Genomic DNA, 11,571 nt, shown 5'->3' on the forward strand with positions numbered 1-11,571 from the left:
GGCTACCCTCCCAGGGCCCAGGTCACGGCGCCGTACACCAGCACTACGCTAACCAGCACAAAGCACACACGGCGCTCTGCCTCAGCAGTAAAAAAGAGCTTTCCGCGTTTCCATCTCATCGAAGGTTTCATGGTGTCTTGTTCTTTCACCGGTCCTTTCTCCTTACGATTCATGGGTGATTAAAACCCCGGCAGGGCGTTGAACCCGCGCAGGACCCAGTACGCTCCGGTGAGGAGCAGAAGGATCGCGTTGGCCACAAACCACAGGGGAAGCCCCACCCGGAGGTAGTCCTTGGGCTCCAGGTAACCGGAGGCGTACACGATGGCGTTGGGAGGTGTGCCGATGATCAGGCAGTAGGCAAAGCTGGATGCAATGGCCGTACTCATGGCCATGAAGGGCAGAAAGGTGGTCCCGGGATGCACCAGGCCCGCCATGTTCAGGGTAATGGGCCCTACGGCCGCAGCGGCCGGTCCATCTGCCATGAGGTTGGTGAGCACGGCGGTGAGCCCGTTGGAGACCGCCATGAGGGGAAGGCCGGAGTCCATGCCGAAGGGCGCCAGAAAATCGATGACGGTGCGGCCCGTGGTGTCCAGGGTCCTGCCGAAAATGATGGCACCGGCGTAGAGCCAGACCACGCCCCAGTCCACCTTTTCATGGTAGTCACGCCAGTTCACCACCCCGGTGAGCAGGTAAGCCACGGCACCAGCCACGGCAATGACCCCGATGCCTAAGCGAATGGGGTAGATCCCCAGGTTGTAGAACTCTTTTTCCGTGAACCAGCCGAAGACCATCACCAGGAACACCACCAGGGCGATGATCTGCTTGCGGTTCCAGGGCCCCATTTTATGAATCTCCACACGCAGGTGGTCCATGGCCGGAGCCAGGCTGGTGACCTGCGGCTTGAAGCGCCAGTTCACGATGAGCCAGGTGATGGGAATCATCACAAAAAGAAAGGGGAAACAGTAGGTGATCCACTGGAAATACCCGATGTCAAACCCGAACATGTCGGGGTGAGATACGTCATCATGATGGATGCTCCGGCTGCTGGATGGTCCTGCTTGCCCGACTGATCCAGGCCATGGCAATGCCGATCATCAGCATCTTGGCCAGTTCCGGGTCTTCCGGCACCTCGCTGGTGAGGCTGTTCTGGTAAAGAAGCATGCCGATGGGAAGAAACATGGCGGCCAGGGCGTGGTCGGAGATAAAGGCGGCCAGGGGGCGCGTGGAAAAAGATGAGGGTGATCCACCGGACGTTGGGCACGGCCAGCTTTTCAAACATCATCAGGCAGACCCGTTTGTCCACCCCGGTCTTTACAAAGGCCGCGGCAAACATAAGGGAACCCATGATGAACCAGCAGGCATCCGACCAGTAGAGCATGGCCACCTGCTTTCTCGTCACCACCCCGGTGAACACCAGGATGAGGCCGATGCAGAAGGCCACCCCGGGTAGGGGAATGCACTCCGTAAGAAAACAGATCACCACAAAGACCACCATGGCGATGGCCACCTTGATATGCCAGCTCCCCTTGTCGGCGGCGGCTTTGTCCTTACCGGCCAGTTCCCCGTAGTCAAGGACGTCGCGCCTCTGCTTCAGGGCGCCCTCCATGAGGGCAAGGAACCTGGCGTCGTCCACCTCGTCCCTGATAAAGGCGTGGGCGCGCTTGAAGTTGGCCCCGGCCGCAGGGATCTTGTATTTTTTGCACCATTTTTCGTTTCGTTTCAAAAAACGGGCCTTGGTCAGGGCGCCCATGCGCATGTTGCGCTCCATCATCTGGGCCGTGAGAAGCTGCCACTCGGGGACTTCGGTGTTTCTGCCCCGAAGAGCTCCTGGCTCAGGTAGGCGATCACCGCCTTGGGGCCCACCTTGTATTCGGCCCCCACATCCTTCATGCCGCCGGGCGTGGGCATGAGCAGGATCAGAAAAAAAAGGACAACGGGAATGGAGAAGATCTTCCAATCCACGTACTTGTCATACCCGGTCACCTTTTGCTTATCGCGTTCTCCCATGAGTATTCCCCCTTCCTAGGCGTCGATATCCGACCCCTGCTGCTTCATGATATCCCTCGGGCTCTGCATGCTTCGTTCAAGCATGGCCAACCGAATCTTCTCCGCATGCCGTCGGTACGAATCCCAGGCCTCGCTGACCTTGCCCCAGAGCAGGTCGATGTCCGCCGGTTTCACCAGGTAATCAAAGGCCCCGGCCTTCAACCCTTCCACGGCCGAATCCACGGTGCCGTGGCCCGTCAGCAGGATCACCTCAACCAGGGGATGGCTCTTTGATGACCGGGACGAAGGTTTCATGGCCGTCCATGCCGGGCATCTTCACATCCAGAACCACCACGTGGACCGGATCTCTGGACAGCACGGACAGAGCCTCCATCCCGGAGCCGGCTGTCAGCACGGTGCACCCCTTGCGGGCCAGAAGCCGTGAGGTGGTTTCGAGGTAACGGGGCTCGTCGTCCACGAGCAACACATAAAGAGTATCCATTCACTCCTCCTCAATTAATCTAAGGTTCTTCATTCCCAAACGAATGCCTTAAAGATTGACTCTCACGAGGAAATGCACGGGACATGCCAAGTCAGACAGACACGCCAACAAACTGTTTTAAGGTCATTCGCAAAACACTCCCCAAAACTATCCCGTTGTATTGTCAGCCCGGTTTACAAGGTGTCGGGCAATGTAAAAACCGGGCATAAAAAAACCCGGCCACGTCCCCATGTAAGAGGTCGTGTGCCGGGGCCTGAAATGTTTAATGGATGAAACCCGATTGATGTGAGCAGAGGGCAAAACGCAATGGCAATAAGCTTTCGAGGTGGCTCACCTCGCCGCCGGAGGCACGCTTTTACGTCATTGTTCGAGGTGGCGAGGCAGGGAGATGGTGAACACAGAGCCCTCACCCACGGTGCTGGAGACATGAATGCGCCCGCCCATGCCCTCGATGATGCCGAAGCAGACCGAGAGCCCCAGGCCCGTACCGGAACCCGGGGGCTTGGTAGTGAAGAAGGGGGAAAAAATCTTGGACCGGGTCTCTTCGTCCATGCCGCTGCCGTTGTCCGACACGTCCACGCACACGGTGTCTGCCTCCTCGCGAACCGCCACGCTGACCCTGCCGCCGCAGCTGCCATGGCGGGCTTCCACGGCATCCAAAGCATTGTTGATGAGGTTGAGAAAAACCTGCTGGAGCCGCGAGGGATCTCCCCAGACCCGGCTGCCGTTTTCCGGCACCTCCGTGAGGAACTGCACCCCGCTCACCTCGGCCCTGGAGCGGACCATCTTGGCCACGTCGGCAAGGAAGTCCCCCATGACCACGGCCTGGTCCCGGGTGGTGCTCTTGCGACCGAAGTTGAGGACCGACCGGGTGATGTCCGAGCAGCGCCCGATCTGAAGGCGCATCTGGTCCAGGGACTCCCGGATCATGCCTACCTCCTCGGTGCCCTCCTCCACGTCGCGAACGGTCTCGGCCATGTAGGCCAGCTCGCTTTGCATCACCTGCAAGGGGTTGTTGATCTCATGGGCAAACCCTGCGGCCATCTCCCCCAGCTCGGCCAGGCGGGCTGCGCGGTAGAGCTGCTCTTCCAGGTGCACGGCCGCGTCGTCGCTTCGCCGGATCCGGGAGACGATGCGGGTGGTCAGCCCGTAGCCCACGCCCAGAAGCGCCCCGCTGCCAGCCACCATCACGGCAAAGATCACCAGGTAGATACGCATGCGGTTCTCAAAGGCCTCGCGGGTGTCCTGCACCACCACCAGCCGCCAGGGCTTTTCCGTGAGCCGCACCGAGGCAAAGACACGCTTGACCCCGTCCCGGCAGGCAATAACACGGGCACCGGCCCAGCCGTCTCCCATGACATAGGCGTCGCTGTCCGGGTCCTTTTCCATGAGCTTGCCCCTGGAGGGGCGAATGCTCTGATACACGCCCTCGTCGTTCAAAAGAAAGGCCTCTCCGGTCTGGCCGATGCGCACCTCACCGGTGACGGCCTGGAACACATCGGTATCAATGGTGGCCCTCAGCACCCAGGGACGCCCTGCCCCTTGAGCACGCACCGCCACCACCACATGGGGGGTCTTGCGGAACCCGGTGAATACATCGCTGATCCAGGAGCCGGTGGCCATGGTCTTGCGAAACCAGAACTCCTCCTGATAATCGATGCCCTCCAGACGGTAAGGCCCGGTGTAGGCCACGTGGACCCCGGCCTCGTCAAACACCCCCAGGTCCATGAAAGCCCCGGAGCTGGCCTGGAGATTCCCGAAGGCCGTCTCCAAATTCTCGGGGGTGGACAACGCCTCAAAGGAAGAGATGGAGGCCAGCAGCGCCAGGTCGGCACGCCGCTCTTTTAAAAAGGTGTCCACCATCATGCCGTGGTCCCGGGCCGTCTGGGAGATCCGCGCCATGATGCTTTTTTCCATGGCCCCGGAAAAGAGAATGGCCCCCACCACCAGCAACACCAGAAACGGCACCAAAGGGACGATCGTCATGTTGCCAAGAATAAACCGCGCGATCTTCCGATCGTATGCCCTGCCTGTCATCATCGCCTCCTTAATTTCGGAGAAAAAACGCCTCCGGCGGCAAGGTGAGCCACCTTGAAAGCTGGTTGCGGATGCGCTTTGCCCCTCGTTCCTCGGGTCAAATCACATCCGCCTTTCAAAAAAATAACGCCAGTACTTCAGCTTGCCTCCGGCGGGTCGCTTTTTTGAAAAAAAGCTCCGCAAAAAACGTTCCCGAAAATGGCAAACTACCAAAATTGATTCGGCGAAGCCTGGAAAGACTTACTGAAAACCTGTTTATCAAACTTTTCAAAAGTTTGGCCCCCGGCAGGGCCGCCGGAGGCAAGCTTTTCCATGTTTACTGCTTTGCCGGGTCCTCTGTGTCTCCGGCATTGATGCGAGCGCCCACGGTAATGCCGTACTTGTCCATGCGGGCATGGAGAGTGGGCCGTGAGATCCCCAGGAGCCGAGCGGCCTGGGAGCGGTTGCCCTCGGTGGCGGCCAGGGCTTCGGAGAGGATCACCCGGGAACACTCGTCCAGGAGACGTTCGAACAGGTCGTCTTCCCGCCGTTCCAGGCGCCCCCTGACCCAGCGGCGGATAATCTCCTCCGGGTCCTTCCAGGGATCCTCGGAAACAACATCCTGACCGAGACTTCGTGCGATGCTCTCCTGGGTAATGGCCCCGCCCCGATGAAAAATAAGCAGCTTCTGGATCACGTTGGAGAGCTCCCTCACGTTGCCGGGCCACTCATAGCTTCCCAGGAGCTTCAGCCCTTCCTGGCTGATGCCGGGGTTGGCCATGCCCAGTTCCAGGGCGTGGCGCCGGAGAAAGTAGTCGGTGAGAAGGGCAATGTCCCCTTTGCGCTCCCGTAAAGGGGGCAACGCAAGGGTCACCACTTTGAGGCGGTAGTAGATGTCTTCTCGAAACCGCCCCTCCTTGATGGCCCCTTCCAGGTCCCGGTTGGTGGCGGCGATGATCCGCACGTCCACAGGAATGGTCTCCCGCCCCCCGATGCGCTCGATGCTCCGCTCCTGAAGCAGGCGCAGGATCTTGGTCTGGAGCTCCAGGGGCATGTCCCCGATCTCGTCTAAAAAAAGGGTCCCGCCGTTGGCCTGCTCGATCTTGCCGATCTTCCGGTGGGTGGCTCCGGTAAAGGCCCCCCGCTCGTAGCCAAAAAGTTCACTCTCCAGAAGGGTCTCGGGTATGGCCACGCAGTTGATCACCACAAAGGGCCGACCGCTCCGGTTGCTGTGCTGGTAGATGGCCCGGGCCGCAAGCTCCTTGCCCGTGCCGGACTCTCCCCGGATCAGCACGGTGGCGTCGCTTGCCGCCACCCGCCCGATGGACTTATACACCTCCTGCATGGCCGGGCTGATTCCCACGATGCTCTCCTCGTCCCCTCCAGGCACGGCGCCTGCCCCGGTGCCCCCTAAGGTCACGGTGGACTTCATGAAGCGCCCCGCCTCGGCCGCCTGACCAATGAGACGAAGCAACGCGGGAATATCAAAGGGCTTGAGCACGTAATCAAAGGCTCCCATCTTGGTGGCCTTGATGGCGGTTTCCGTGGTGCCGTAAGCGGTCATCACAATGACCGGCATGAGGCTCGCCACCTCCTTGAGACGCTCAAACAACTCCAGCCCGCCCATGCCCGGCATCTTCATGTCGATGATGGCAAGGTCCGGTTTCAAGCGCTTGGCAAGTTCAATGCCCTCAAGGCCATTGGCCGCGCTGTGCACCCGGTACCCCTCGGCCGCAAGCAGCTTTTCAAAGGACGCCCGCAACGAATCATCGTCGTCCACAATAAGAATGGTAACCATATCGCTCCTTATTTTAAGGAAAAGCCTTCTATGGTCAAAGTTGCTGGAAAAAGCCATGCCTCCGGCGGCAAGGTGGGGGTACCTTTGAAACCCTATGGCGAATGCATGAATGCCGCCGCTATGCTGCCGTTTTAGGGGCATTCGCACGACGGATGACATAATGCGATCGCCCCTGCAAGAGAGACCCGTCTCATATTTCTAAAAAACAAACTCGAAGCTTTTCGTATTGAATTGGCTTTCACCCGAATACCCCCAGCCCCCTGCCGGGAAACAACCTATAAAAAAATTACGCCGTCTTTTTTTAAAGATCTCACACGTTGATCTTCACCATGAAATCAAGTTTCATTCTCCACGGGCAAAGCCCATCAGCGAATGTGATCGGCCTGAGGAACGAAGGCCGGGAGCATTCGCGACCCTGGGGTCAAGGGGCTTTAGCCCCTTGCCGCCGGAGGCGTTTTTCCATGCACGTTCCCCTTATCCCCTTTCTTCGCTGTCCATGGGCAGGTAGACCACAAAGGTGGTGCCTTTGCCCTGGACGGAGTCCACGTCGATCCAGCCACCGTGGTTTTCGATGATGCGTTGGGAGATGGGCAGGCCCAGGCCGGTGCCGTCCTCCCGGGTGGTAAAAAACGGTTGGAACACCTGTTCAAGCTCCTCTTCGGGGATGCCGCATCCGGTATCGGCAAAGGAGATCTCCGCAAGACCCGCGCCGTCGGTCTCGGAGACCACGCGCTCGGTGATCACGATGCGGCCTCCGCCGCCCATTGCTTTGCAGGCGTTTTCCATGAAATTGACGAAGGCTTCCTTGAGCTGCTCGGGGTCACAGGTCACGTCGGGCAGGGGCTTTTCGCGCTTGACCTCCACGGTGACTTCGTAGGAGCGGAGGCGATGGGAGAGGAGCTGGAGGACCCGGTCCACCACGGTGGAGGGGCTTTCCAGCTGCATGGCCAGGCGCGGGGGGCGGGAAAACTCCAGGAAGTTCTGCACGATGGTGTCCACCTGGCCGATCTCCCGTGTGATCACCTGAAAATCCTCCTCCTGCTCCCGGGTAAGAGGCAGGGACCGATTCAGGGAGAAGAGGCGCATCTTCACCGAGGTCATGGGGTTGCGGATGCTGTGGGCCATGCCCGCTGCCAGTTTCCCCACCAGGACCATCTTCTCGGCCATGAGCAGGTTCTCCCGGCTCCGGGCCAGTTCAGTGTGGGCTTCTCCGGCGCTGCGGATAAGGTTCTCGATGCGGTGGGTCACGGCCTTGACCTCATTGGGCTCCATGAGGGCCAGTTCACCCGCCTCTTCCCGGGCCAGGCGACGCAGGGGAGCCAGGACCTGGCGCCCCAGCATCAGGGTCAGGACGCCCCCTAAACCGGTGACAAACACAAGGGCCGCCACCGTGACCCAGCGCAGCTGCTCGGCCCGGGCGTGCACTGCCTGGCGCGCGGCAAAAAGCTCTTCCTCATGGGCCTTTTTGTACGCCTCGCAGTGATCAAGGATCTTGAAGAACTGATCCCTCACCCCGGCATGGGCCTCTCCCCCGGCGATTTCATCACCCTTGATGTGAGAGGCCAGGGCCTGAGTGCCTAGGCCACAGACATAGAGGTCATACGCATCTCCGATGGACGCAAGGGTATCCCGCTCCTCAGCCGTTCCGGCAAAGCCCTGGGCCCGCTCCAGCCGCATGCGAAACAGCTGCCGGTACTCCCCCAGGCGCTGGAGCCATTCGGGGTTTCTGTCCATGACATAATAGGACATGAACCCCTTTTGGTTCACCAGGGCCGTTTCCAGGGCCTCGGCCGCCTGGTACGCCGCCACCGAGTCGCTCACCATGCCTTCGATGAGGCGATCCACCCGGTAGGTATTCCATATCATCACCCCGCCACAGGCCATGGTCACGGCCACCATCAGGGCCACAATGGATGTCGTCTTTGTTCGCAGACTCAAAAAACCCGGCATCCTTCTTTCCTCCTTGCTTACTTCTGAGCATCCACCGCCCATGGGACCGATTCCGTTTCAAGGCCCATGCGGTCGGCCAGCCAGGCGTACCGCTGAGCAGGCACCACAAGTGTCCGCCCCGGGTGCAGGGCCATGAGCCGCCACACCGCCTCCTGGGGGTCCACCAGGGAGTCGGGCAGATCCACCACGAGCCGTCCATCCCATCCGATACCACCGTAAACCATGACCTCGCAGGTCGATGAGGCTGTGCGTCCCCCGTTTCGCCCGGCCACGGTTGCCATCACCTCCGGCAGGCCACGGTCTCCTTCCACCCGCATGGACAGGGTGTAGGCAAGCCTTTCGTCAAAAAGGGGCGGTGGATTGCCCCGCCGACACAAAAAAGAGCCCAGGGCACAGGTGCGCCTCACCCGCGCTTCCAGCTCGGCGTTATCCAGGGCCGAGGCGTTCCACACCGTCACCCCGCCTCCGTGGTGCCAGAACACCACCTCCACCCCGCGGCGTACCAGGTCGATTTCGGCTTCGGCCATGTCCATGGCAAGCCGCAGGCGATCCCGGGTCAGGGGGCGCCCGGGATCCCCCACGGCAACGGCCACCCGTTCCAGGATGGCCCTGGCCGCGTCCCCCACCGAAAAGGTCCCGCAGGGGAGATACATGTCGTAAAACCTGTGGTGCAGAAAACTCCGCCCAAACAGTCGCCTGCGACGCCTTACCCAGCTGCGACGCCCGGCCCCGGGGACATCGGCCATGAGGACCCGGAACACGGCCACGGGAAACCGCTGAAGCAGGTGCCCCAGGTCCCCGTAAAAAATCCTCACGCCCCGCTCCAGGGCCGATGCCATGGCCCGGCACAGCCGAGCCCTTGCGCATGCACGCTCCTTGACCATGCGATCTGCCAGGGGGTGAACGCCGAAAAGCGCCCACGACAGGGACAGGTGCCCCCCGCCCCCATGGGCCGCCATGGCAATGAGTTCGTCATCTCCCATGGCAACTCCGCCGGTCTCCCGCTCCAGGTGCCGGACCAGCGCCCGGACCTGCTCGTTTTCACCGCCTGAAATCACAATGGCCGTCATATGTATTCTTCCTCCGCCCTGTAAATCGGTGTGTGCCGGTGTGTGTCGTGCCCGGGCACGGCACCCTGACGGTGCCTTGCCTGCCCGGAGCCGGCGTTCCATGGTTCTCTTGGTGAGCAAGACCCATGCCAGCATCCCCCACCTGAAATCCTTTGAAAATTTCCGATGGAACAGGGTGGTTTCGGGCTTCAGGTTTACACAGTGGAAACTTTTCTGACACCCTTTTTTCCCGGGAGCTTGCCGTTTACATTCCCCTTGACACCACCTCCCGGGTAGGCAAAGGATAAGGGGCGTGATCACGCCACCGGCCCAGGTGCTGACCCAACAGACAAAGGAGTCCCCCATGCCCGTCCCCACTCCGGCCATCGTTCACCTTCTCTCCTCCGAACTCTCCTTCGGCCGGTTCATGGATGAAATCCCCCTGGCCACGGCGGTGATGGACAAGGACTTAAACATTGTCTGGCTCAACCGCGCCTTTGAGGCCCTCACCGGCTTTTCCCGGAGCGACGCCTACGGCATGCCGTGCCGCCATGTGGTAAGAAGCCGCGCCTGTGTGGAGAACTGCCCCAGACAAAACGGGGTGGTCACGGCCCCGGCCCCCTGCGAAAGCGACATCATCAACCGGGACCGGGTGCGCCTGCCCGTCAAGCTGAACCTGGCCCCCCTCACCGACGCCAACGGCAACCACACCGGATACATGGAAACCATCGAAGACCTGCGGGCGGTCCGAAGCCTGGACAGCCAGAAAAGCCAGGCCTTCAGCTTCGAAGGAATCATCGGCCGCAGCGAAAAGATGGACAAGATCTTCCAGACCCTGCCCATCCTCGCCCAGAGCGACGCCTCCATTCTCATCACCGGGGAGACCGGCACGGGCAAGGACGTGGTGGCCGAAGCCATCCACCAGACCTCCCTCCGGGCCGGGGGCCCCTTTGTCAAGGTCAACTGCGGAGCCCTTCCCGAGACCCTTCTGGAGAGCGAGCTCTTCGGCCACGCCAAGGGCGCCTTTACCGGTGCCGTGGAAAACAAGCCCGGCCGGTTCCGCATGGCCCACAACGGCACCCTCTTCCTCACCGAGGTGGGGGATCTTCCCCTTGCCCTGCAGGTGAAGCTGCTCACCTTCCTGGACGACCAGGTGATCTACCCCCTGGGCGAAACCCGCCCCTTTCACGCCAACGTCCGCGTCATCGCCGCCACCCACCGCAACCTGGAACAGATGGTGACCCAAGGGACCTTTCGCCAGGACCTGCTCTTCCGCCTCAACGTGGCCCGGGTCCACCTGCCCCCCTTACGTGAGCGCAAAGGGGACATCCGCATCCTCCTGGACCACTTTCTGGAAATCTACCGGCGCCAGCTCGGCAAGCGGGTCACCGGGTTCTCCCGGGACGCCCTGGCCCTGCTCGCCCGTCCGGTTACCGGCAACGTCGCCGGAGCTACGAAACATCGTGGAGTTTGCCGTCAACATGGCAACGGAACCCACCATCGACGTGGAGTCCCTGCCCGCCTACCTCTTGGAAGGGCCGCCCCAGACCCCGCTGCCGGAGACGCCCGACCCGTCATCCCCCACCGCCCCCGACGCCCAGGCACCCCAGACCGCCCCCCGCACTTGGGCCACGGCCGAACGGGAGATGATCCTCGACGCCCTGCAGAGGGCCCGGGGCAAGCGACAGGAGGCGGCCAAGGCCCTGGGCTGGGGCCGCAGCACCCTTTGGCGCAAAATGAAACAATATGGCATCAATGAATAGGATACGTGTTTTGAGGTTGCCTCCGGCGGCCCTGCCGGGGGCCAAACTTTTGAAAAGTTTGACAAACAGGTTTTGCTCAATTTCACAGAAGCCTTCGCGGAAGCTCTCACCCTGAGGAACGAAGGGGAAGGGCTTTCGCAACCTGGGGTCCAGGGGTGGCGAAGCCACTTCATCGGAAGCCTTGGCCGCCGGAGGCAGGCTTTTCCATGCACTTAAACCATAAGAAGGCAATACGGTTAAATCGACAATGAGCAAGCAGCGACAACGTATCCTGTGACGTCGAAGCTTGTGAACCAGCCGGCACAAACCATCAGCGTTTATGTCGGGCGCAGCCCGAGCCGAAGGCCTTTGCGCTTTGGCCCGAGGAACGAGGGTCGAAGCGCAAGGCCGTCAGCTTTCGAGGTGGCTCACCTCGCCGCCGGAGGCTTGCTTTTTCCACTCCCTTTAACCATAGCGGGCACGTGAACAGGTAAACGAGCTGACCCTGAAACAAGCGGTTTAAGCTCT

The 11,571-nt window shown here is 61.0% G+C and carries 8 protein-coding genes and 2 pseudogenes; 2 read left to right on the forward strand and 8 right to left on the reverse strand.

The window, feature by feature from the left end:
• Positions 1-2: 2 nt before the first annotated feature.
• The 8 genes and pseudogenes from ACOYW1_RS25320 to ACOYW1_RS25355 form a co-directional block, all read right to left on the reverse strand.
• The gene (locus ACOYW1_RS25320) at positions 3-149 is read right to left on the reverse strand and encodes a hypothetical protein (protein ID WP_482420227.1); all 147 of its coding nucleotides are present in this window, start codon (positions 147-149) and stop codon (positions 3-5) included.
• A gap of 30 nt (positions 150-179) precedes the next feature.
• A pseudogene (locus ACOYW1_RS25325) lies at positions 180-2,007 on the reverse strand (SLC13 family permease).
• Between the two features lie 15 nt (positions 2,008-2,022).
• A complete protein-coding gene (locus ACOYW1_RS25330) occupies positions 2,023-2,301 on the reverse strand; it encodes a response regulator (protein ID WP_482420228.1) in 279 nt (92 codons plus the stop codon).
• Positions 2,258-2,488: a response regulator gene (locus ACOYW1_RS25335; RefSeq protein ID WP_482420229.1), complete on the reverse strand. Its 231-nt coding sequence runs from the start codon at positions 2,486-2,488 to the stop codon at positions 2,258-2,260. Before ACOYW1_RS25335 ends, ACOYW1_RS25330 begins: the two co-directional genes overlap by 44 nt.
• 360 nt (positions 2,489-2,848) lie before the next feature.
• Positions 2,849-4,528: a sensor histidine kinase gene (locus ACOYW1_RS25340; protein WP_482420230.1), complete on the reverse strand. Its 1,680-nt coding sequence runs from the start codon at positions 4,526-4,528 to the stop codon at positions 2,849-2,851.
• 313 nt (positions 4,529-4,841) lie between these two features.
• The gene (locus tag ACOYW1_RS25345) at positions 4,842-6,302 is read right to left on the reverse strand and encodes a sigma-54-dependent transcriptional regulator (RefSeq protein ID WP_482420231.1); all 1,461 of its coding nucleotides are present in this window, start codon (positions 6,300-6,302) and stop codon (positions 4,842-4,844) included.
• Positions 6,303-6,776: 474 nt separating this feature from the next.
• Positions 6,777-8,240 carry an ATP-binding protein gene (locus ACOYW1_RS25350; protein ID WP_482420232.1) on the reverse strand — a complete coding sequence of 488 codons (1,464 nt, stop codon included), beginning with the start codon at positions 8,238-8,240 and terminating at the stop codon, positions 6,777-6,779.
• A 29-nt stretch (positions 8,241-8,269) separates the two neighbouring features.
• Positions 8,270-9,322, reverse strand: coding sequence for a hypothetical protein (locus tag ACOYW1_RS25355; RefSeq protein WP_482420233.1), 1,053 nt, complete (start codon positions 9,320-9,322; stop codon positions 8,270-8,272).
• Between the two features lie 436 nt (positions 9,323-9,758).
• On the opposite strand from ACOYW1_RS25355, the pseudogene ACOYW1_RS25360 reads away from it, so the two are divergent.
• Together ACOYW1_RS25360 and ACOYW1_RS25365 are read left to right on the forward strand one after the other, a co-directional pair.
• Positions 9,759-10,673: pseudogene (locus tag ACOYW1_RS25360) on the forward strand (sigma-54 interaction domain-containing protein); the annotation flags it as partial.
• Between the two features lie 274 nt (positions 10,674-10,947).
• Positions 10,948-11,064 (forward strand): helix-turn-helix domain-containing protein, encoded by a 117-nt coding sequence (locus tag ACOYW1_RS25365; RefSeq protein ID WP_482420234.1) that lies wholly within the window; start codon positions 10,948-10,950, stop codon positions 11,062-11,064.
• The last annotated feature ends 507 nt before the right edge of the window (positions 11,065-11,571 follow it).

The sequence above is a fragment of the Desulfoluna sp. CYM3A genome (assembly GCF_056829965.1).

Excerpts from the sequence above, each read along its gene's own strand:
- ACOYW1_RS25330 (WP_482420228.1), bottom strand. The coding sequence starts at position 2,301 with ATGAAACCTTCGTCCCGGTCATCAAAGAGCCATCCCCTGGTTGAGGTG.
- ACOYW1_RS25335 (WP_482420229.1), bottom strand. The coding sequence starts at position 2,488 with ATGGATACTCTTTATGTGTTGCTCGTGGACGACGAGCCCCGTTACCTC.
- ACOYW1_RS25340 (WP_482420230.1), bottom strand. The coding sequence starts at position 4,528 with ATGATGACAGGCAGGGCATACGATCGGAAGATCGCGCGGTTTATTCTT.
- ACOYW1_RS25345 (WP_482420231.1), bottom strand. The coding sequence starts at position 6,302 with ATGGTTACCATTCTTATTGTGGACGACGATGATTCGTTGCGGGCGTCC.
- ACOYW1_RS25355 (WP_482420233.1), bottom strand. The coding sequence starts at position 9,322 with ATGACGGCCATTGTGATTTCAGGCGGTGAAAACGAGCAGGTCCGGGCG.
- ACOYW1_RS25365 (WP_482420234.1), top strand. The coding sequence starts at position 10,948 with ATGATCCTCGACGCCCTGCAGAGGGCCCGGGGCAAGCGACAGGAGGCG.